This window comes from Stenotrophomonas sp. YJH_SMC_33 (assembly GCF_059372295.1).
Window position 1 is genome coordinate 25764 of record NZ_JCAFVJ010000009.1, and the last position, 21557, is coordinate 47320.

The 21557-nt window shown below is 65.1% G+C and carries 19 protein-coding genes and 1 tRNA gene; 13 read left to right on the top strand and 7 right to left on the bottom strand.

Going from position 1 to position 21557, the window contains the following annotated elements; translation table 11 throughout:
• Positions 1-203: 203 nt before the first annotated feature.
• Both AC5P9W_RS14185 and AC5P9W_RS14190 read left to right on the top strand, forming a co-directional pair.
• Entirely contained in the window at positions 204-2024 is a 1821-nt protein-coding gene (locus AC5P9W_RS14185) for an autotransporter domain-containing esterase (RefSeq protein WP_026347045.1), read from the top strand.
• A 115-nt stretch (positions 2025-2139) separates the two neighbouring features.
• Positions 2140-2213: transfer RNA gene (locus tag AC5P9W_RS14190), tRNA-Gly, on the top strand.
• A gap of 134 nt (positions 2214-2347) precedes the next feature.
• On the opposite strand, the gene AC5P9W_RS14195 is transcribed toward AC5P9W_RS14190, so the two are convergent.
• Positions 2348-3238: a PoNe immunity protein domain-containing protein gene (locus AC5P9W_RS14195; protein ID WP_495219327.1), complete on the bottom strand. Its 891-nt coding sequence runs from the start codon at positions 3236-3238 to the stop codon at positions 2348-2350.
• A gap of 94 nt (positions 3239-3332) precedes the next feature.
• Between AC5P9W_RS14195 and AC5P9W_RS14200 the strand changes: the two genes are divergently transcribed.
• The gene (locus tag AC5P9W_RS14200; RefSeq protein ID WP_241745004.1) at positions 3333-4517 is read left to right on the top strand and encodes a hypothetical protein; all 1185 of its coding nucleotides are present in this window, start codon (positions 3333-3335) and stop codon (positions 4515-4517) included.
• Positions 4518-4581: 64 nt separating this feature from the next.
• Here AC5P9W_RS14200 and AC5P9W_RS14205 read toward each other — a convergent pair whose 3' ends face one another.
• Complete coding sequence (locus AC5P9W_RS14205; RefSeq protein ID WP_238558821.1) at positions 4582-4947, bottom strand: hypothetical protein; 366 nt, start codon at positions 4945-4947, stop codon at positions 4582-4584.
• A 165-nt stretch (positions 4948-5112) separates the two neighbouring features.
• Between AC5P9W_RS14205 and rimK the strand changes: the two genes are divergently transcribed.
• From rimK to AC5P9W_RS14235, 6 genes are all read left to right on the top strand, one after another.
• On the top strand, positions 5113-5991 hold the full coding sequence (gene rimK, locus AC5P9W_RS14210) for a 30S ribosomal protein S6--L-glutamate ligase (RefSeq protein ID WP_206621699.1): 879 nt from the start codon (positions 5113-5115) through the stop codon (positions 5989-5991).
• Positions 5992-6241: 250 nt separating this feature from the next.
• Positions 6242-6718, top strand: coding sequence for a hypothetical protein (locus AC5P9W_RS14215; RefSeq protein WP_495219328.1), 477 nt, complete (start codon positions 6242-6244; stop codon positions 6716-6718).
• A 93-nt stretch (positions 6719-6811) separates the two neighbouring features.
• The gene (locus tag AC5P9W_RS14220) at positions 6812-7285 is read left to right on the top strand and encodes a hypothetical protein (protein WP_021201975.1); all 474 of its coding nucleotides are present in this window, start codon (positions 6812-6814) and stop codon (positions 7283-7285) included.
• Positions 7286-7293: 8 nt separating this feature from the next.
• Positions 7294-7971, top strand: a complete 678-nt coding sequence (locus tag AC5P9W_RS14225; protein WP_005410804.1) for a response regulator transcription factor — start codon at positions 7294-7296, stop codon at positions 7969-7971.
• A complete protein-coding gene (locus tag AC5P9W_RS14230) occupies positions 7934-9301 on the top strand; it encodes a sensor histidine kinase (protein WP_031269244.1) in 1368 nt (455 codons plus the stop codon). The genes AC5P9W_RS14225 and AC5P9W_RS14230 overlap by 38 nt, the downstream gene beginning before the upstream one ends.
• Before the next feature lie 540 nt (positions 9302-9841).
• Positions 9842-10228, top strand: coding sequence for a hypothetical protein (locus AC5P9W_RS14235; protein ID WP_171953456.1), 387 nt, complete (start codon positions 9842-9844; stop codon positions 10226-10228).
• A 173-nt stretch (positions 10229-10401) separates the two neighbouring features.
• Here AC5P9W_RS14235 and coaE read toward each other — a convergent pair whose 3' ends face one another.
• Genes coaE through AC5P9W_RS14250 form a run of 3 tightly spaced genes read right to left on the bottom strand, consistent with a single transcriptional unit; the run spans position 10402 to position 13155 of the window.
• Positions 10402-11013: a dephospho-CoA kinase gene (gene coaE / locus AC5P9W_RS14240; protein WP_288041440.1), complete on the bottom strand. Its 612-nt coding sequence runs from the start codon at positions 11011-11013 to the stop codon at positions 10402-10404.
• Between the two features lie 11 nt (positions 11014-11024).
• On the bottom strand, positions 11025-11888 hold the full coding sequence (locus AC5P9W_RS14245) for a prepilin peptidase (RefSeq protein ID WP_021204211.1): 864 nt from the start codon (positions 11886-11888) through the stop codon (positions 11025-11027).
• A 7-nt stretch (positions 11889-11895) separates the two neighbouring features.
• Complete coding sequence (locus tag AC5P9W_RS14250) at positions 11896-13155, bottom strand: type II secretion system F family protein (protein WP_207048964.1); 1260 nt, start codon at positions 13153-13155, stop codon at positions 11896-11898.
• Between the two features lie 354 nt (positions 13156-13509).
• Between AC5P9W_RS14250 and AC5P9W_RS14255 the strand changes: the two genes are divergently transcribed.
• Positions 13510-13905: a pilin gene (locus tag AC5P9W_RS14255; RefSeq protein ID WP_276577069.1), complete on the top strand. Its 396-nt coding sequence runs from the start codon at positions 13510-13512 to the stop codon at positions 13903-13905.
• 117 nt (positions 13906-14022) lie between these two features.
• Positions 14023-15750 carry a type IV-A pilus assembly ATPase PilB gene (gene pilB, locus AC5P9W_RS14260; RefSeq protein ID WP_227852961.1) on the top strand — a complete coding sequence of 576 codons (1728 nt, stop codon included), beginning with the start codon at positions 14023-14025 and terminating at the stop codon, positions 15748-15750.
• A gap of 173 nt (positions 15751-15923) precedes the next feature.
• On the opposite strand, the gene AC5P9W_RS14265 is transcribed toward pilB, so the two are convergent.
• Together AC5P9W_RS14265 and AC5P9W_RS14270 are read right to left on the bottom strand one after the other, a co-directional pair.
• Positions 15924-17297 (bottom strand): sigma-54-dependent transcriptional regulator, encoded by a 1374-nt coding sequence (locus AC5P9W_RS14265; protein ID WP_021204206.1) that lies wholly within the window; start codon positions 17295-17297, stop codon positions 15924-15926.
• A gap of 60 nt (positions 17298-17357) precedes the next feature.
• Positions 17358-18971 carry a sensor histidine kinase gene (locus AC5P9W_RS14270; RefSeq protein ID WP_111098288.1) on the bottom strand — a complete coding sequence of 538 codons (1614 nt, stop codon included), beginning with the start codon at positions 18969-18971 and terminating at the stop codon, positions 17358-17360.
• A 380-nt stretch (positions 18972-19351) separates the two neighbouring features.
• Here AC5P9W_RS14270 and sucC point away from each other — a divergent pair, with 380 nt between their 5' ends.
• Positions 19352-20521 carry an ADP-forming succinate--CoA ligase subunit beta gene (gene sucC / locus AC5P9W_RS14275; RefSeq protein WP_005418614.1) on the top strand — a complete coding sequence of 390 codons (1170 nt, stop codon included), beginning with the start codon at positions 19352-19354 and terminating at the stop codon, positions 20519-20521.
• 24 nt (positions 20522-20545) lie between these two features.
• Positions 20546-21421 carry a succinate--CoA ligase subunit alpha gene (gene sucD / locus AC5P9W_RS14280; RefSeq protein WP_005418610.1) on the top strand — a complete coding sequence of 292 codons (876 nt, stop codon included), beginning with the start codon at positions 20546-20548 and terminating at the stop codon, positions 21419-21421.
• The last annotated feature ends 136 nt before the right edge of the window (positions 21422-21557 follow it).

The following is a 21557-nucleotide window of genomic DNA, read 5'->3' on the forward strand; positions in this document are numbered from 1 at the left end:
GTTTGCAATTTGATCGGGGCGCCAGCTCCAGCACAGCAGGCTTCGGCGTGCTCAGGCGACAATCCATGCGGCGGCGCAGCGTGAGCAAACGGCGGCCCGGTGAAACCATTGACCGTGCGCCGGCGTACGTGTGCCGGATTCCAACCTATTTACCCCACAGGAGTTCCTAGATGCAGCTCAGCAAACACCCGATCCGCTCCCTGATGGCGGCTGCGATCGCACTCGCCGCGCTGCCGGCCATGGCAGGCGAAAGTCCGTATTCCAAGGCCGTGTTCTTCGGCGACAGCCTCACCGACGCCGGCTATTTCCGGCCGCTGCTCGATCCGGGCGTGCAGCCGGTCACCGGCCAGTTCACCACCAACCCGGGTTGGGTGTGGGCACAGCAGGTCGCCAACTACTACGGCCTCAACGGGGGTGCCAACGGCAACGGCCAGAGTGGCGACAACTACGCCGTGGGCGGTGCCCGGGTATCGGTGGACGAGGCCGGTGGCCTGGGCGTGATTCCGTCGCTGAAGTCGCAAGCAACCCGCTACCTTGCCGCGAACGGTGGCAAGGCTGACGGCAACGCCCTGTACACCGTATGGGGAGGCGCCAATGATCTGTTTGCGGCCACCCGTGCGGCGGCAGGTGGCGCGTCGCAGGCCCAGGTGCAGGGCATCATCGGCGCAGCGGTCACCGACCAGATCGCGCTGGTAGGTGCGCTGAAGCAGGCTGGTGCCCAGTACGTGCTGGTACCGAACCTGCCGGATGTGGGCATCACCCCGCAGTTCCGCGGCCCCAATGCCGCCGCCGCCACCGCACTGTCGGCCGGCTACAACAAGGCGCTGTACGGTGGCCTGAAGCAGGCAGGCATCGAGTTCATTCCGCTCGATACCTTCAGCATCCTGCGCGAAGTGACTGCCAATCCGGGCATGTACGGCTTCACCAACGTCACCAGCACTGCCTGCAGGATCGATCCGAACAACTCCACCGCCAGCATCATCGGCTGCAACCCGACCAGTTACGTCAGCCCGGATGCAGCCAACACCTACCTGTTCGCCGACGGCGTGCATCCGACCACCGCCGGCCATCAGCTGCTGGGCCAGTATGCTGTCTCGGTGCTGGAAGGCCCGCGTCTGCAGCAGGTGCTGAGCCACTCGGCCCAGACCATCGGCCGTTCGCGTGCCGACCAGGTCAGCATGCACCTGGGTGGTCGCCCGGCCGATGGCCTGTCCTGGTGGGGCGGCGTGCGCGGTGACCTGCAGCGTTATGACCATGCCGACCTGTACGACGGCCTGGCGCCCGCCGGCCTGTTCGGTATCGACTGGGCACGCGACGGCATGGTGTTCGGCGGCTTCGCCGGCTTCGGCCGCCTCAACGCAGACTTCGGCAACAGCCGTGGCGACTTCACCCAGAAGGACACCACTGCCGGCCTGTTCGCCGGCTGGTATGGTGACCGCATCTGGATCAATGGCCAGGTCAGCTACACCTGGCTGTCCTATGACGTGAACCGCAAGGTCCAGCTGGGCCCGGCCACTCGTGAGCACGGCGGTTCGCCGGACGGCAGCAACCTGACCGCCGCGCTGAACGCCGGCTACGAGTTCGGCACCGAAGGCGGTTTCCGCCACGGCCCGATTGCTTCGGTGATCTGGCAGAAGGTGAAGATCGATGGCTACACCGAAAGCGCTGCCGCCGGCACCCTGGCCACCGCACTGGGCTACGACCGCCAGAACGTCGATTCGACCGTCGGCCGCATCGGCTGGCAGGCCCGCTTCGATGGCGGCACCGTCAAGCCGTACGCGCAGGTGACCTACGACCACGAGTTCGAAGACACCAAGCAGGCCAGCGCATGGCTGCAGACCCTGCCGGAACTGGGCAGCTATCGCGTGCCGGGCCTGAACTTCGACAAGAACTACGCCACCGTGGTGCTGGGTGCCCGTACCGAGCTGTTCGGCCTGCAGAGCAACTTCGGCCTGAGCGCTTCGGCCGGGCAGAAGCGTGCCCAGGACGCGACGCTGTTCGCCAACTTCAGCGGCAGCTTCTAAGCAGAAACCAGGCGGGGCCGGATCCCTTTCGGGAACGAAGGGGATCCGGCCCCGCTCTGATGCGGGGGCACCATTGCGCAACACCGGCCCCAGCGCATAGACTTTCCACCGCATCGCGGGCGTAGCTCAATGGTAGAGCTGTAGCTTCCCAAGCTACTGACGTGGGTTCGATTCCCATCGCCCGCTCCATGTCTCCAGGGTATTCACCCCCGGCAGACGCGGCGTACTCGATGCACCACACCCAGCTCGAGCGTGTGGCAGCAGCGCCGCAATCTCTTCCTCAGTGTTGGGCTGTGGTCCCTTCGAACCATAGCTCGAGTGGCTTATGCGCCCGCTTGCGGCCGGGCGAAGTCCACCAGGTCGGAAGGATAGTGCGGGCAGGTGCGCAGCGCGGCATCGTCGCCGCCATACAGCACCACCAGCGCTGCTACCTCCAGCGCCCAGTAACCCCATGCATGCGGTCCGGTCAGCCGTCGGGTCCGCTTCTGAGCCTGGGGCGACAGTAGAAAGAAGTCACGGTAGTGCACCTGCAGGTAGCCGGTCAGCAGGGATGGAACGAACGCTTCACCGTCGCGCAACGGCGCGAACAGCTCGGCGAACGGGCGCGGATGGAATATCGCATCGCTGGCTTCGGCAAGGCCCAGTGCCGGTGCGCTGAGGTAGTCCAGCACGCGGTCGGTGTCGAAGCAGAGCACCTTCTCCACCAACGCTGGAAGACGGTCCTGCGCATCCAGCAGCACGCCCAGTGACAGCAGCTGCAGGGCGTACTCGTAGTGCTGCGTTGTGCGCGGTTGCAACGGCGCGGCCAGCGCGATGTCGTGGCCCTGCTGTTGCAGGCTGTTCCGGGCAATGGCCAGCAAACGTGCATGCTCGAGCCAGAGTTCTGCAACGTCGGCATGCATCTGCTGCAATGCCGTGGGGGCGAATCCACGGTCGATGCCTTTCAGCAGCAGGTTGCTGCCGGTCTGGGCAACCGCTTCCCAGCCGTACGCATGTTCCAGCGCCGCATGCCCCTGCAGCGGTTCCTCCGCAGGGTCACCGCCATTGCGCGCATGACGCGCAAGCAGGGCCATGCCCGCGTTCCAGTCTGCCTGCCAGTCCGGCAGGCGAAGCATGCGGCGCGGTACTCCCGGATCCTTGGCCAGTGCTCTCCATCGCGGTAGTAAGTCCAGCAGCAGATTCCGGCGGTTCACGGCAGTCATCGGTTCCATCATCAGGGAAAGTCTAGCGGCAATGCCGGTTCGACCCCCATTGCCTGGCACCGCGTTGAAGGTTTGAATGGTGCGCAATCGCAGTCACCATGCCCGCATGACCGTTGATCGAATCGCCCTCCGCCGTTTCACCCAGTGGCTGCCGTTCCTGGTCCTGGTCGCCATCTGCGTGGCCTGGTGGTCGCCGCTGGGCGTGGTTGTCGCCCTGGCCGCGTGCCTTGCAGTGGGTGGTGTGCTGCAGCGCCTTGATCTGGTCGGCGATACCGTAGGCGGCGCACTGCTGCGCTCGCGGGCGACGCTGCCCTTTGCTACCCGGCCGCCCACGCATGATGTCCTGTTGGATTGGGGCGAACTGGGCATGGGGGGGCCGGCCTACAGCACCCAGATGCTGCGCGATGGCGCCATTGTCGAGGGCGTATCCACTGGAGGCAGCCACGACGCCAGTGGCGAGTGGCAGACGCTGGCGGGAAGCGGGCTGCGTGTGGCCAGTGGCTATGTTGATCGCAGCGAAGCGGTGATCGTCTACGACGAAGCGGACAAGCGGGTGATGCACCTGCAGGCGATTGTTCCCAGCCTGTTCTGGCAGGAACTGCACGAGCGCCGGCAGCTTGGCGGGGATGCCGAAGCCGCAATGTGGTTGCGGGATATCCCCTGTCGATCGACCACGCTGCGGCCCTGCCGGGGTCTATGGCTGGAACCGGAGCATCCCGCGCTGGCCGCCGGGTTGCCGCAGGCATTGCGGCATGTCCTGCCGGATGCCCGGGTGCTGCAGGCCATACCGCTGCTGCCCGACGATCTGCGCCTGACCGCGCATCCGACGCTGTTCGCGCGCATCTGCCCGTACGCGCTCTGTCTTGATGGCGAGCCCAGTGACCGTCACGCCTGCGATCTGGAAACGGTGATCACCAGCCCGTCCGGACGGTGCGTGGCGGTGGCGGGCAGCGTGCTTGATGGGGATCTGCGTCCCATCGAGGGCGTATGGCTCGTCCACTGGCAGGGGTGTTGGCAGGCCATTGGCCGCCGTGCAACGGGCGGCAGCGGCAAGGCCCGCAGTGGTGCCTGGATCGATGTGATCGAGGCCGGCGATGACGGTTCGCTTCGCTGCGAAGCCTATGAGGAACACTGGACGTTCGACGCGATCACACGCGTCCCCACGCCACACACGGCGCTCGCCCTGCCTGTGGAATGGCGGGAAACCGCGCTGGCCGTGCGTGTCCGCGATGGGCACTTCTCGCTGCGCCTGCCCCGCGCTGATCAGCGGCGGCAGGCATCCCTTGGATGAGCCATGAGGATGTCCCCGGCGACGGTGCGGTCATCGCCGGAGACGGTGCGGCGACTATCGGCTGTCAGTCTGAGTAGAAGCCGTTGCCAAGGGTGCCGGGCAGGCTGGGTTCCGGCCACGGCATCAGTGATGTGCAAGCGTCATACAGCGTGCAGAAGTCCTGCCGCAGTTGCGCAGGCACCCAGCTGCCGTAGGACACGTCGGTCGAGTCGCCCTGGCAGGCGTAGGAAACATCGATCCAGCGGATATTGGCGTGTGAGGCAACGCCTTGGTGCTGTGTCTTGCCCGTGCAGTAGCGCAGGCCCTGGCCGATCAGGGTGTTGTTGGCATCGAAGTAGAGCCGGGAGACTGCGTGGGTCGGCGCAGCCCGTACGTCTGCGGCGCCTCCCACCAGGCCAAACAGCAACAACAGCGGAATTCCCATTCGCATCTGTGGTTCTCCTTGGATTGTGCAAGCCGGCCGTTTATGTCCATCAGCCGGCAACGGCATATTCGCACAGCCCCGGCAGGCATGCAGATGCGGTGGCCTGCGGGGCATCATCCACCCGCCACACGCCCGCGCTATGCTGCGCGCCTGCCGCCCGATCCTGCCGCGATGAAGCTCGCCATCCTGTCCCGCAACAGTTCCCTGTATTCCACCCGCCGGCTGGTCGAGGCGGCACGCACGCGTGGCCATACCGTTCGCATCCTCGACCCGCTGCGCTGCTACATGCGCATCGCCGCCGATGGTTTTTCGATGCACTACAAGGGCCGGCCGATGACCGGCGTGGACATGGTCATTCCGCGCATCGGTGCCTCGATCACCCGCTATGGCACCGCCGTGCTGCGGCAGTTCGAGCTGATGGGCGCACGCACCCCAAACCCCTCCGACGCGATCCTGCGTTCGCGCGACAAACTGCGTGCGCACCAGCTGCTGGCCGCCAAGGGCATCGACATGCCTGTCACCGTGTTCGGTGACAACCCGGATGACACCGTCGACCTGTTGTCCATGCTCGGCCCGCCGCCCCACGTGGTGAAGCTCAACGAGGGTACCCAGGGGCGGGGAGTGATCCTCACCGAAAAGGCCAGCGCATCGCGCGGCATCGTCGAGGCCCTGCGCGGGCTGTATGCCAATTTCCTGATGCAGGAGTTCATCGGTGAGGCCAAGGGCGCCGACCTGCGCTGCTTCGTGGTGGGCGACCAGGTGGTGGCCTCGATGCAGCGCCAGGCGCCGGAAGGCGACTTCCGCTCCAACCTGCATGCCGGTGGCACTGCGGTGGCGGCCAAGGCCAGCCGCGCCGAACAGCAGGTGGCGGTGCGTTCGGCCAAGGCGCTGGGCCTGTCGGTGTGCGGGGTGGATCTGATCCGCTCCGCGCGCGGCCCGCTGGTGCTGGAGGTCAACTCCACGCCGGGGCTGGAGGGGATCGAAGCCGCCTGCGGGGTAGATGTGGCCACGCGCATCATCGAGCACGTCGAGAAGCTGAAAAAGTCATGACAAATCAATATCTTGAGATTCTCATGGGCGAATGAGGCCGGCTTTAACATGCCTTTAATCGGCGCCGGCGTAGCCTTCAGCGAACCGCAGCTCTGCCTCTCAGCAGGATCGGTATCGGGATACGACTTCAGACCCAGGCGGGCCACCGCCTGGGTCTTTTTTATACCTGCTACCTGCCGGAAGTCCCTTGTGGAGGCCGCGTGACGGCCGTAGAGTGGCCATCGTTCCTGGATGGATCCGGAGGCTGGCGATGTACCGCATCACGATGATCGCGTTGTTGCTGGGGTTGTCTGGCACTGTCTCCGCCAAGCCGGAGAAGACCGCCATACAGATGGACGGGCAGGCACCGGTGGCCGAGCAGGTCCGGCGGGTTGAAAGGGCCCTTGATGATGGCGAGTACAGCGAGATTTCCGCTGACGACCGCGCCCAGGTGCAGCAGGCACTGGCGCGCATCACCCAGCGCATGGGGGACCACAGCACGCTTCAGGAGCTCCCGCCGCAGGTCCAGGCAGAGGTCTTCAACGACCAGGAGCGGATCAACGCCGTTCTTGTCCGCGCCCACGAAGACAGCCGCCAGATCTGCCAGCACACCCGCACCACGGGCAGCAACATGCCCAAGGGCCGCTGCCTGACGGTGGCCGAGCGCCGCCGGATCGAGGAAAAGGGCAAGGCCCTGCTCAACGACCAGCGCACCTTCAACAATCTCACGCCTCCCAGTAACCGCTAGCCGGGCCGATTGCCGCCCGAGCGACCGGCACTTGCTCGCGTGAAGGCGGTGCGAATACAGTCAACCCTCAACTCAAACAAGGATTCGTTTGTCATGAAGTCCCTCCTGATGTCGGCGGTCCTGGTCTCGGGCCTGACCCTGGCCACCGCCGCCTCCGCATCCAGCCAGGCCGGTGAGGTCTTTATTCCGGGCAAGCCGCTGCAGCAGCAGATCGAGCGCATCGAAATCGAACTCAACGATGGCGAGACCTACAGCGAGCTGAAACAGGCCGACCGCAGCCGCGTGCGCGAGGCGCTGGTGCGCATGCGTACGGCCGTCGAGCAGCATCCCGACCGCGATTCCATGCCTGAACAGGTACGAACCGATGTCTTCAACGATCAGCAGATCGTGAACACGGTTTTGACACAGGCCCGTGAAGATAGTCGTCTAATATGCCAACGTGAAAAGGCCACGGGTTCGAACCGGTCCACGACGCAGTGCACGACCGTAGCCGAGCGCGCGCGACGGAAGGACAAGGCACAGCGTGATATGGGCCAGGCCCAGCGCGTCGGCAAATTCGTCAATTAGAGGTGACAGTGAGAATCCTGGTAATCGAAGACAACAGCGACATTGCGGCCAACCTGGGCGACTACCTGGAGGACCGGGGCCACACCGTGGACTTCGCGGCTGACGGGGTTACCGGTCTGCATCTGGCCGTGGTGCACGAGTTCGACGCGATCGTGCTGGATCTCAACCTGCCAGGCATGGACGGCATCGAGGTCTGCCGCAAGCTGCGCAACGAAGCGCGCAAGCAGACCCCGGTACTGATGCTCACCGCCCGCGACTCGCTGGACAACAAGCTGGCCGGCTTCGATTCCGGCGCGGACGACTACCTGATCAAGCCGTTCGCGCTGCAGGAAGTGGAAGTGCGTCTGAACGCCCTGTCGCGACGCGGCAAGGGCGTGCAGACCCGCGTGCTGGAAACCGGCGATCTGGAATACAACCTGGATACGCTGGAAGTGCGCCGCCAGGGCAAGCTGCTGCAGCTCAACCCGACTGCACTGAAGATCCTGCAGGCGCTGATGGAAGCGGCCCCGGCCGTGGTGACCCGCCAGGAACTGGAAACCCGCGTGTGGGGCGAAGAACTGCCCGATTCGGATTCCCTGCGCGTGCACATCCACGGCCTGCGTGCGGTGGTCGACAAGCCGTTTGAAGTGCCGCTGATCCAGACCCGCCATGGCATCGGATACCGCATCGCCACCCCGGAAGCCTGATTCGGTGGCAAGCAAGGGGGAGCGCCGGCGCACGCCGTATCGGCGGCGCCTGCGCAGCCGCATCATCGTTTCGTTCGTGTTGTTGGGCTTCTGCCTGACAACGCTGTTCGCGTTCGCCACCAACTGGGCCCGCCTGCGCGTGGAAAACCAGCTGGTGGAAGAGCTGATGAACCGCAACATCGACGAGTATGCGCGCCGCTATTACGAGCACCCCGGGCATAACCCGGATGCACCGGTGCTGCAGATCAGGGCTTATGCCTATTCGAAGGACAAGTTCGACCGGGTGCGCGAAGAACGCGCGCAGTGGGCGGGCTTCTCCGATGGCATCCACAGCGTCAGCGGTGATGAGCACGGCGAGCCGTACTCCTACAAGCTGGCCGTGCGCAAGACGCCGGACGCCTGGTTCTTCCTCGCCTATGACATGACCGACAGCGTGCGCGGCGGCAAGCAGCTCAACCGCGCGCTGGTGCTGTCGGTGCTGGTGTTCAGCCTGCTGTCACTGGTGCTGGGCTGGTGGTCGGCCTCGAAGGTGATGAAGCCGGTATCGGACCTGGCCGCACGGTTGCGCGCCTACCGTGGTGGTACCAGTGACCCTGAGCCGCTGGCGCCGCGTTTCCCCGATGACGAAGTGGGGCAGCTGGCACAGGCACTGGACGACTATTCCTCGCGGCTGACCGAAGTTGTGCAGCGCGACCGTGAGTTCAATGCCGACGTCAGCCATGAGCTGCGCACGCCGCTGGCGGTGATCCGGGGTGCCACCGAGCTGCTGCTGACCCGGCCCGGCCTGGACGAAAAGGTGCTGCAGCGCCTGCAGCGCATCCAGCGTGCCGAACAGCAGTGCAGCGATCTGATCGGCGCGTTGCTGCTGCTGTCGCGCAACGAACGCGGTCAGGGCACCAGCAACGTGGCCCGCGTAGCCGAGCAGCTGCTGGATGCGCACCGTGCGCAGCTGGGCGGCAAGCCGCTGGAGCTGGTGCTCGAAGGTGAGCGCAACCTGGTGATCGACGCGCCCGAGGCGGCGCTGTCGGTGGCACTGGGCAACCTGATCGGCAATGCGGTGAAGTACTCGCAGGACGGCGAGGTGCGCGTGTTCGTCGGCGCCAATTCGGTCTCGGTGACCGACAGTGGCCCGGGCCTGAGCGAGGAAGATGCCGCCAAGCTGTTCCAGCGTGGCTACCGCGGCACGCATGCTGGCCATTCGCAGGGCGGCGGCATCGGCTTGTCGATCGTCAGCCGCCTGTGCGATCTGTACGGCTGGCAGGTGAGCGTGCGCCCCGGTGGCGAGCGTGGCGTGATCGCCACCCTGACGTTCTCACCGAAGCCGTTGTAAAGCCTTCACTTTGGTGGGGGCTCCACGTTTGTAGAGCCGAGCCCGCGCTCGGCTGCGGTGGCTTCCCGGAGCCGAGCATAGGCTCGGCTCTACACCGGGTTCGTTTTGCGCCCTGTGTCGCTTGTGCCATCGAATTAACTTCGCAGGCGTGATGGGCCAGAAGCCCAACACGACATCACCGTGATCGCCGCCACGCCGCGCGCGTGCCCGCATGCACGCATTCGCACCCTCAGCTGCGGCTTGAGAATTTCCTTACAGATCACAGCGCTGCGTGATGGCCAGATGGGGCGGCCGGGGCAGGTGCCCTGGCCGGGATTGGCGTCCTGAAAAAAACCTTCAACTCAAGCGCTCCGGGTGTGCTGCGGCTCATCACGGAAAATGCATCGGCTGCCTTGTTTCGGCGGATGGTGCGTGGGGATTCATCAGAATCCGCTGGAGTCTTTTTCCTCGCGCTTGAGTTGTTGGGTCTCCGGTACGCCAACCCGCACCGTCCGCCACCTTGCATCCGCGGGTGGCCTGCCGTCTGCGAGGAGATTCACCATGTCCGCACGCCCCTTGTTCCCCCAGCTGCACGCCCTGATCGGCGAAGCCGCTGACCTGCTGCCGGTCGACGTCGCCGAGCGCATCGAAGCCCTGCTCGATGATCCCAAGGATCTGCTGCCTGCGCTGCTGGCCCGCATGGACGGGCGCGATGCAGCCGACGGCCGACGGCTGGACGCGCAGGGCCTGAGCCCGGCCCAGGCGGCCACCATGGCCGGCCTCAGCCGCACCCTGGCCGGCTTGAATGCACTCATGCAGGTGCTGCACGCCGCCGAAGCCGCCCGCGAGCAGGGCGGTGCCCACCAGCAGCTCAGCCCGGATGTCGTAGATGGACTGCTGCTTGGCGCACGAGAACTGGCCCGCTATGCCCGCCTGCAGCTGGAGTAGGTCCACGCAATGCGTGGATGCAGAACGCTTTGTAGAGCCGAGCCCATGCTCGGCTTGATGATCGCAGCCGAGCATGGGCTCGGCTCTACAGCAGTTCCACGCCGGTGCAGGGTAGATCGCCGCAATGCGCGGATGCGCCTCGGTAGTGCCGGCCGCTGGCCGGCAACCAGGTCTCAGCCCCCAGCCAACCCCAGATACCGCTCATGCAGCTGTTCCACCTGCGCCTGCAGGTCTTCCGGGTGGCCATCATTGACCACCACGTCATCGGCCAGCGCCAACCGCTGCGCGCGGCTGGCCTGCGCAGCAATCATCCGGTCGGCCAGCGCAGCATCAATGCCATCGCGCTGCATCAGCCGGGCATGCTGCACGGCCTCCGGCGCGTCCACCAGCAGCACCCGGTCCAGCCATGGGTAGGCCTTCCGCCCACCCACCTCGGTCAGCAGCGGAATGGCGGCAACCGCATAGGGGCTCTCAGCCTGCTCGCACTGCTGCTGCATCAGCAGGCGGATAGCCGGGTGGGTGATCGCTTCCAGCGCCGTCCGCTCGGCCGGATCGGCGAACACGTGGGCGCGCAGGCGCCCCCGGTCCAGGCTGCCATCGGCCAGCAGCATGTCGGCGCCGAAGCGCTCGGCGATGCGGGCCAGCGCCGGGCTGCCGGCGGCCACCACGGCCCGTGCGGCCAGATCGGCATCGGCCACCACAATGCCCAGCGCCTCGAAGCGCCGGGTTACTTCGGTCTTGCCGGAGGCGATGCCCCCGGTCAGGCCAACCACATAGCGGCTCATGGGGACTCCCCTCAGCGCAGCCCGCTCATCATCAGGTACTGATCCACCAGCGGTGCGCCCCACATGAAGTACAGCCAGCCTGCGATGGCCAGATACGGCCCGAAGGGAATGGGCGTGGCGCGGTCACGGCCCCGGCTGTACAGCCAGATCGAGCCGATGATGGCGCCCAGCACCGACGACAGCAGGATGATCGGGAGAATGCCCTTCAGCCCGCACCAGGCGCCGAGCGCGGCCAGCAGCTTGAAATCACCGTGGCCCATGCCTTCCTTGCCGGTCAGCTGCTTGAACAGCCACCAGACCATCCACAGCGACAGGTAGCCCACCGCCGCGCCGACCAATGCAGGCTTTGCCGGCATGTACAGGTTGTCGATGTTGCCTATCAGGCCCAGCCACATCAGTGGCAGGGTCAACTGATCGGGCAGCAGCTGGGTGCGCAGGTCGATGCCGGACAGGGCGATCAGGAAGCAGGTCAGCACGATGGCGCCGAAGCCCTGCCAGCCGAAGCCGAACTGCCAGACGCAAGCCAGCACCAGCACCGAGGTCAGCGCCTCCACCAGCGGGTACTGCAGCGAGATCGGCGCCTTGCAGTGGCGGCACTTGCCGCCCTGGATGATCCAGCTGAACAGCGGGATGTTCTCGTACCAGCTCAGCTTGTGCTTGCAGTGCGGGCAGTGCGATGGCTCCACCACGATCCCCGGTGGGGGTGGCTCATAGAAGTCCGGTTCCTCCAGGACTTCGCGCGCATCGCGCTTCCACTGCCACTCCAGCCGCTTGGGCAGGCGCAGGATGACCACGTTCAGGAAACTGCCCAGCAGCAGTCCCAGGGCGGCCGCGGCGGGGTAGCCGAGGCCGGGGTGCTGGTCGAGAAATGCCATGTATGTTTTATCCGACGACGGAAGCGAGCTTGAAGATCGGCAGGTACATGCCGATGACCATGCCGCCCACGACCACACCAATGAACACCATGATCATCGGTTCGAGCAGGCTGCTCAAGGCGTCAACGGCATTGTTGACCTCCTGCTCATAATACTCGGCAACCTTGAACAGCATGGTATCCAACGCGCCCGCCTCTTCGCCGATGCCGGTCATCTGGATGACCATGTGCGGGAACAGGTTGGTCTGCTTCATCGCCATGTTGACCGGGTAGCCGACCGAAACGTCGTCGCGCATGCGCAGCACGGCCTCTTCATAGACCTTGTTACCGGTGGCGCCAGCGACAATGCCCAGCGCTTCCACCAGCGGCACACCGGCCTTGAAGGTCACCGCAGTGGTCCGCGCAAAACGGGCGATCGAGCTGTTGTGCATGATCTGGCCGATCACCGGCACCTTCAGGATCAGCCGGTCCATCCGGTGTTGCATCGCCGGTGAGCGTCTGTAGGCCATGACGAAACCGACGATGCTGCCGATCACGATGATGGCGATCAGCCACCACCATGAGACCATGAAGCGCGAGCAGGCGACGATGATCTGGGTGAAGGCGGGCAGGTCCGCGCCGAAACTCTTGAATACGTCTTCGAACTGCGGCACCACGAAGATCAGCAGGATCGCGCTGACCAGAAGTGCCACCGTGATGACCATTGCCGGGTAGAACAGCGCTTTCTTGATCTTGCCCTTCAGTGATTCAATGTTCTCTTTGTAGGTGGCCACCGTGTCCAGAACGGTTTCCAGCACACCTGCACCTTCACCTGCCCGCACCAGGTTGCGGTAGAGCTCGTCGAACTGCAGCGGGTGCTTGCTGACGGCCTCGTACAGCGATGAGCCACCCTCGATGTCGCTGCGCACGCCATCGACCATCTTCTTCATGCGCGGGTTCTTATGCCCGCTGCCGATGATCTCCAGCGCCGAGACGATCGGCACACCGGATTTCATCATCGTGGCCATCTGACGGCTGAAGAAGGCTATGTCCTTGGTGCTGATCGCCTTGCCCGCAGCGCCGAACAGCGGTTTGGGCTTGGGTTTCACCTGTCCGGGATTGATGCCCTGTCGGCGCAGTTCGGCCCTGAGCAGATTGGCATTCTTGGCCAACTGCTCGCCCTTCATCTTGATACCCCGTTTGTCGGTCCCCTCCCAGACAAACGGTTGCAGCTCCATCGTGGCGCGGGCCACGGGCTCCTTCTTGATCGCACTGCGACTGACAGACATGTTGGCTCCCCAAGACCCGCCATCCCCAGGCAGGTAACTAGCCGTTGATGGTAGCGGGTTCAAGGCCGTATGGGCAGCTGGTGGATCGCCCGGAGTGCGATTTCGTGCCGGGTGCAGACCAAAGGTGACGTACTGCGTCACATTGCCGCGTCCATCGCAGTTTCGCGTGCCGGGGGTTCCCATCCGCGAAATTGCTGCCATCATGGGCGCGGGGAAATCCAGGGGGAGGCGTGCCGGGGTTGGCACGTAACCTGCGTTGATCCACCCGCAGGGTGCAGGACCCGCTCACCCGGCCGATGGTCGGACCGATCCTGTGCGCTGACTCAACCACCACTTATCTTGGGGATGTATCAAATGAAGAACCAGAAGGGCTTCACCCTTATCGAACTGATGATCGTTGTCGCGATCATTGCCATCCTGGCCGCCATCGCGCTGCCGCAGTACAAGAACTACACCGCTCGCGCCAAGATCACCCAGGCCGTTGCAGCGGTTGCTGGTGAGAAGATCAAGGTTGCTGAGAACTATGCCTCGGAAGTGGCCGACCTTTGCCAGGGCGCAGCGAGCTGCACCGGCGGTACCGGTCTGGCGACCGTAGTCCTGGCGGGTAGCTCGAAGGACTCCACCGCAACGGTTGAGGTCACGCCGACTGTTCCGGCGAACTCCACCGACCCGATCCAGTGGACCTGCACCGTGAAGACTTCCAGCGTTGCCGGCTACCAGAACGATCCCTGCGAGACGCTGAGCCCGTAACGGGGTCTGCGCTAGCAGCATCGACGCACGGATGCCCGCGAGAAATCGCGGGCATCTGCATTTGTAAAGTGTGGTCTTGGCGTCTATAACCTGATTACCCTTTCCAAAGTCTCCTCCATGAACGCAGTCACCACCGCCAATCTCGTCGGCATCACCGGCCTGGCCCGTCGTCTAGTGCAGGACGGCGCCCTAGACGAAGCCGGCGCCCGCGATGCGATGGCTAAGGCAGCTGCGGCCCGCCAGCCGCTGCCGACCTGGTTCGCCCAGAACAAGCTGGTCAATGCCGCGCAGCTGGCTGCCGCCAACGCGGTCGAGTTCGGTATGCCGCTGTTCGACGTGTCCACCTTCGATGCCAGCCAGAGCGCGATGAATCTGGTGAGCGAGGAATTGTTGCGCAAGCACAACGTGCTGCCGCTGTTCAAACGCGGCGGCAAGTTGTTCGTGGGTACCAGCAATCCAACCCATGCGCTGGACGAGATCAAGTTCCACACCAATCTGGTGGTGGAACCGATCCTGGTCGATGAGGACCAGATCCGCCGCACTTTGGAGCAGTGGCATTCCAGCCACGACACCCTGGGCGATTCGCTGGGGGGCGAAGACGATGCGTTGGCCAACCTGGATGTCAGCGGTGGTGACGAGGATGCCGCAGGCGGTGACGCCGGCATCGACGCCAAGGGCGACGACACCCCGGTAGTGAAGTTCGTCAACAAGGTACTGGTCGATGCGATCCGCAAGGGGGCCTCGGACATCCACTTCGAGCCCTACGAAGACGATTACCGCGTGCGCCTGCGCATCGACGGCCTGCTGAAGATGGTGGCGCGCGCGCCGGTGAAGTTGAACCAGCGCATTGCCGCGCGCCTGAAGGTGATGGCGCAGCTGGATATCGCCGAAAAGCGCGTGCCGCAGGACGGGCGCATCAAGCTCAACCTGTCCAAGACCAAGCAGATCGATTTCCGCGTCAGCACGCTGCCGACCCTGTTCGGTGAAAAGGTGGTGCTGCGTATCCTGGATGGCAGCGCGGCCAAGCTGGGCATCGACAAACTGGGCTACGAGCCGGACCAGCAGAAGCTGTTCCTGGATGCGATCCACAAGCCTTACGGCATGGTGCTGGTGACCGGCCCGACCGGTTCGGGCAAGACCGTTTCGCTGTATACCGCGCTGGGCATCCTCAACGACGAGACGCGCAACATTTCCACCGCCGAAGACCCGGTGGAAATCCGCCTGCCCGGCGTCAACCAGGTGCAGCAGAACAACAAGCGTGGCATGACGTTCGCTGCGGCGCTGCGCTCGTTCCTGCGACAGGATCCGGACATCATCATGGTCGGCGAAATCCGCGACCTGGAGACGGCGGAGATTGCGATCAAGGCGGCGCAGACCGGCCACATGGTGCTGTCCACGCTGCATACCAACGATGCGCCGCAGACCATCGCGCGCCTGATGAACATGGGCATCGCGCCGTACAACATCACCAGCTCGGTGACGCTGGTGATCGCGCAGCGCCTGGCACGCCGGTTGTGCCCGAACTGCAAGCGCCCGGCGAACCTGCCGGAGCACGCGCTGCTGGCCGAGGGCTTCACCCAGGCGCAGCTGGATGCGGGTATCCAGTTGTATGAGGCGGTGGGCTGCGATGAGTGTACCGAGGGCTACAAGGGCCGAACGGGTATCTATCAGGTGATGCCGATGACCGATGAGATCGCCACCATCGTGCTGGCCGGTGGCAATGCACTGCAGATTGCAGAGGCGGCGCAGCAGATCGGGGTGAACGACCTGCGGCAGTCTGCGTTGAAGAAGGCTGCGGCCGGGATCACCAGCCTGGCGGAGATCAATCGCGTTACCAAGGATTGAGGTAGAGCCGAGCCCATGCTCGGCTGAGGTACCGAAGAGCAGCCGAGCGTGGGCTCGGCTCTACAGTAGATCCACGCCATGCGTGGATGATCGGCCACGGATCCCATAGTAGTTCCACGCCGTGCGTGGATGGCGCGGTCCCGACCACCGCGCAGCCGGGCATGGGCTCGGCTCTACTCCATCCCCAGCTTCTTCAGTTTGTAGCGCAGCGCGCGGAAGGTAATCCCCAACTGCGCGGCCGTGCGGGTCTTGTTCCAGCGGTTCTCCTCCAGCGCGCGCTGGATGGCGCTGCGCTCCAGCTGCTCGATGTACGAGGGCAGGGCGGCGCTGCCGGGCTGCAGGTCGGCCACGGCTTCGGCGGGCGCGGCACTGCCCGGCGCACGCGGGGCGTGCTGCGGCAGGCGCAGGTCGTCGGCACCGATGCGGTCTTCTTCGGCCAGTGCCAGCGCGCGTTCCAGGATGTTCTCCAGCTCGCGCACATTGCCCGGGAACGCATAGTGGGCCAGCGCTTCCAGCGCCGACGGCGCCAGCAGCGGGGTGGCGCGGCCGTGGCTGCGGGCCAGCCGCGCCAGTACGGCGGCGGCCAGTTCCGGCAGGTCCTGGCGGCGCTCGCGCAGTGGCGGCACCTTCAACTCGATCACGTTGATGCGGTAGTACAGATCGTGGCGGAAGCGCCCGTCCTCGACCAGCTCGGCCAGGTCCTTGTGGGTGGCCGATAGGATGCGCACATCCACCGGTTCCTCGTTGGCCGCACCCACCGCACGTACCGACTTTTCCTGGATCGCGCGCAGCAGCTTCACCTGCATCTGCAGCGGCAGCTCGGCCACTTCGTCCAGGAACAGGGTGCCGCCGTGCGCGGCCTGGAACAGGCCGGGCTTGTCGGCATGCGCGCCGCTGAAGCTGCCTTTGCGGTGACCGAAGAATTCGCTTTCCATCAGCTCGCCGGGAATGGCGCCGCAGTTGACCGGCACGAACGGCCCGGCCGCGCGCGCGCCCTGGGCGTGGATGGTGCGAGCAACCAGTTCCTTGCCAACTCCGGATTCACCGAGGATGTAGACCGGCGCCTGGCTGCGCGCGACCTTGCTGATGGTGGTGCGCAGTACGTCCATGGCCGGCGAAGCGCCGAGCAGGCGTGCTGCCTGTTCGGTGGCGGGGCCGGGCGCAGGGCGCTCGCTGTTGTTGAGTTCCAGCGCGTGCTTGACCAGGCCACGCAGTACCGAGATGTCCACCGGCTTGCTGACGAAGTCGAAGGCACCGGCCTTCAGCGCTTCCACGGCCAGATCCATGCTGCCGAACGCGGTGATCATCGCCACCGGCGTGCGCGGGTAGTGCTGGGCGATCTCGCTGACCAGCTCGATACCGTTGCCATCCGGAAGCCGCATGTCGGTGATGCACAGATCGTACGGATTGCTGGCCAGCAGCTCGCGGGCTTCGGCCAGGTTGGCGGCGGTACTGATGCGCAGGCCCATGCGGCCAAGGGTCAGTACCAGCAGTTCGCGGATGTCGCGTTCATCGTCGACGACGAGGGCGCTGCGGGTTTCGTTCATGGGCGTGAAAGATAAACGAGGGGGCTGGAAGCGACAAATGTTTGACGCACAGATCTGCAATCAGGTGGGCAGCAGCGTGTGGGGGCCGGGCAGCACCAGGCGGAAGCAGGAGCCGCCGGCGGGCACGGGAATGTAGTCCAGGCGTGCCTGGTTGGCCCGGCACAACTCGCGGGCGATATACAGGCCCAGCCCGGTGCCGTGCTCGGAGGTGGTGAAGAACGGACGGAACAGCTGTGCGGCCACGCTCTCGGGAATGCCCGGGCCACGGTCCATCACGTCGATCACCGCGCTGCGCTCGTGCTGGGCCACGCGCAGGCGCACCCGGGCCGGCTGCTGGCCGATACGGCCGTACTTCAATGCGTTGTGCACCAGTACGGTGAGCACCTGGTACAGGTGCTTGGTATCGACCTGCGCCATCACCGCCGTACCGCTGATGATCGGTTCGATGCTGTCGGTTTCCAGCGTCTGGCCTTGTTTGTACTCCAGCACGAAGCGGCGCACGAAGGCGACCAGGTCGACGTTCTCGGGCGTGGCGCGTTCGCGCCGTGCCAGCCCCAGCACGCTTTCGACGATGCCATTGGTGCGCTGGCATTGCTGGCGGATGATCTGCAGCAGGCGGCGGTCGCTTTCGTTGAAGCCGGTGCCTTCTTCCAGCAGCTGCACGGCATAGTTGATCGCCGCCAGCGGGTTGCGGATTTCATGGGCGAGGCTGGCGGAGAAGCGGCCCATGGCCGACAGGGTGAGCGATTCGGCGCGCCGCGAGACCACGCTGGAATCGTCCAGGAACACCAGGGCCAGCTCGCTGCCCGCCAGCAGGCGGGCGAAGCGCGGTTGCACTTCCGGCTGGTCGGGGTTGAGCTGCAGCGGCAGTTCGTCCTGCGCCCAGCCGTTGCGCCAGCGCTGCAGGCGGCGCGCCAGTTCCGGCGCGGCACTGGCCAGATCCAGGCGTCCTGTCTCACCGATGCCGTCATTGTCACCGAGCAGCATCGAGGCCGCTTCATTGGCCAGGGTGATGCGGTTGTCGGCGTCTACCACCAGCACGCCAGTGCGCATGCGGCGGATGATCAGTTCGTTGATCTGGAACAGGTTGGCTACTTCGTCGCCGCGCTGGTTGGCCAGCTGCTGGTTGCGGCGTGCGCGGCTGCCCACCTGGTAGCTGATGAAGGCCAGCGCCAGGTAGCTGGTGGCGAACATGGCCAGCTCGGCCAGCGTGCGGGTGGGATCGCCGCCTTCCAGCACTTTCCACAGGTATTCGGTACCGGTGGCCAGGCTGGCCGCGACTGCCAGGCCCAGCCCCCAGCTCAGCGGCAGCAGGGTGGCGGCCGCGGCGATGTTGAACAGCAGCGACATCGAGATGCCGGCGCTGGCGCCGGGCAGGGCGTGCGCCAGCAGGGTGGCGGCGATGATATCCACCAGCACGCTGGTGACCACGATGGGGCGCAGCCAGCGTTCGTTGCGGCCGATCGCCAGGGCCAGCAGCGACAGCACCAGATAGATGGCCGCAACGGTATCGGCCAGGCGCGGGTGGTGGGCCTCGCCGACCATGCCGGACAGGGGGCTGTAGAGCAGGCCGGCGATGACTGCGGCGATCAGCACCCGGTACAGCGCGAAGAAGTACAGCTCACGCCGCGGAATCGATTCGATGCGGTCGATCAATGAAGCACTGGGTGACACGCCGGAACTCCCCTTCTGGCTGCCTGGGTCTGGAATCTGCGGCGGGCCTGCCTGGCATCCCCTGAGGCCGGGCGGGCACGTCGCGTCGATGTAGTGTCGAGCGTGCTCGAGAGGGCCAGTATAGGGCCCCTGCGCTGGCGCCGCGGGACCGCCCCGCATCGCGCATTTGGCCCGCCGCGGAGACCGGAGGCCAGCGCCAGGGCGGGCGCAACTGCCTGAATGACCGCGAAAATCCGCCCGCGTCTGGCGTTTTGTACAGACTTCTTTGCGCCCCGGCGCCGGCTCGGCCACAATAGTGGGCCCGCCGCGGTCCGTGCCGGTGCCTCTTCCAGGGGGCCCTGAGGAATTGCGTGCGGTCGTTCCTATTCCCACGGTGACGCATGAATTTCCACGAATACCAGGCAAAACAACTGCTTGCCGAATACGGCATCCCGGTCCCGGCCGGCAAGGTCGCGGCGACCCCGGACGAGGCGGTTGAAGTCGCCCAGTCGCTGGGCCAGGGCCCCTGGATGGTCAAGGCGCAGATCCACGCTGGCGGCCGCGGCAAGGCTGGCGGCGTCAAGTTCTGCAAGACCGTCGATGATGTGAAGGCCGCAGCGGCCAAGATGCTCGGCACCAAGATGGCCACCTACCAGACCGCCGGCGTCGAGCTGCCGATCAACCTGGTGCTGGTGACCACCGCCGGTGAGATCGTCAAGGAGCTGTACCTGTCGGTCCTGGTGGATCGCGGCACCCGCACCATCAGCTACATCGCCTCTTCCGAAGGCGGCATGGAAATCGAGCAGGTCGCTGCCGAGACCCCGGACAAGATCCACACCCTGAACGTGGACTTCGTCGAGGGCGTGCAGGGTTACCACGGCCGTGACATCGGCTTCAAGATGGGCCTGACCGCCAAGCAGGCCGGCCAGTTCGCCAACATCATGGTGAACCTGTACCGCATCTTCAACGAAAAGGACCTGGCGCTGGTTGAGATCAACCCGCTGGCCATCCTGGACGATGGCAACCTGTACGCGCTGGACGGCAAGTTCAACAGCGACGACAACGCCAACTTCCGCCACAAGGAACTGGTCGCGATGCGCGACAAGTCCCAGGAAGACGAAACCGAAGTGACTGCTTCGGAGCTGGACATCAACTACGTCACCATGGACGGCAACATCGGCTGCATGGTGAACGGTGCCGGCCTGGCCATGGCCACCATGGACGTCATCAAGCTCAACGGCGGCGAGCCGGCGAACTTCCTGGACGTGGGCGGCGGTGCGAACAAGCAGCGCGTCATCGAAGCGTTCAAGCTGATCCTGTCCTCGGACAAGGTCGAAGGCATCTTCGTCAACATCTTCGGCGGCATCGTCCGCTGCGACATGATTGCCGAAGGCATCATCGCCGCCGTGAAGGAAGTGGGCGTCAAGGTTCCGGTCGTGGTGCGCCTGGAAGGCACCAACGTGGAAGAAGGCAAGCAGCTGCTGCGTGACAGCGGCATGGCCATCATCCCGGCTGACAACATCAACGACGGCGCCAAGAAGGTCGTTGAAGCGGTCAAGAACGCCGCCTGATCCACGACACCGAAGGAAATTCCCATGTCTGTTTTGATTAACAAGAACACCAAGGTGATCGTGCAGGGCTTCACCGGCCAGCAGGGCACCTTCCACGCCACTCAGATGATCGAGTACGGCACCCAGGTTGTTGGCGGCGTGACCCCGGGCAAGGGTGGCACCACCCACATCGACCTGCCGGTCTTCAACACCGTTGCCGACGCCGTGCAGAGCACCGGCGCCAACGCGTCGGTCATCTACGTGCCGCCGCCGTTCGCGGCCGATGCGATCCTGGAAGCCGCTGCTGCCGGCATCAAGGTCATCGTCTGCATCACCGAAGGCATCCCGGTGCTGGACATGCTGCGCGTCAAGAACGTGCTGACCCGTTCCTACCCGGACACCGTCCTGATCGGTCCGAACTGCCCGGGTGTCATCACCCCGGGTGAGTGCAAGATCGGCATCATGCCGGGCCACATCCACAAGCCGGGCAAGATCGGCATCGTGTCGCGTTCGGGCACCCTGACCTATGAAGCGGTCAAGCAGACCACCGAAGTCGGCCTGGGCCAGTCCACCTGCATCGGCATCGGTGGCGACCCGATCAATGGCCTGAACTTCGTCGACTGCCTGAAGCTGTTCAACGAAGACCCGCAGACCGAAGGCATCATCATGGTCGGCGAAATCGGCGGTGACGCCGAGGAAGCCGGTGCCGAGTACATCAAGAACCACGTGAAGAAGCCGGTCGTCGGTTTCATCGCCGGTGCGTCGGCTCCGGCCGGCAAGCGCATGGGCCACGCCGGCGCGATCGCCTCGGGCGGCAAGGGCACTGCCGAAGGCAAGTTCGCCGCCATGGAAGCTGCTGGCGTCGTCACCGTCCGTTCGCCGGGCGACCTGGGCGCTGCCATCGCCAAGCTGGTGAAATAAGAACGACTGCCTCTGGCAGCCGATTCTGTAGAGCCGAGCCCACGCTCGGCTTGCTTTGGAAAAGCCGCCCTCGGGCGGCTTTTCTGCGTCTGGCGGCCGCCTGGTCGGCCCATCCACGCATGGCGTGGATCTACTG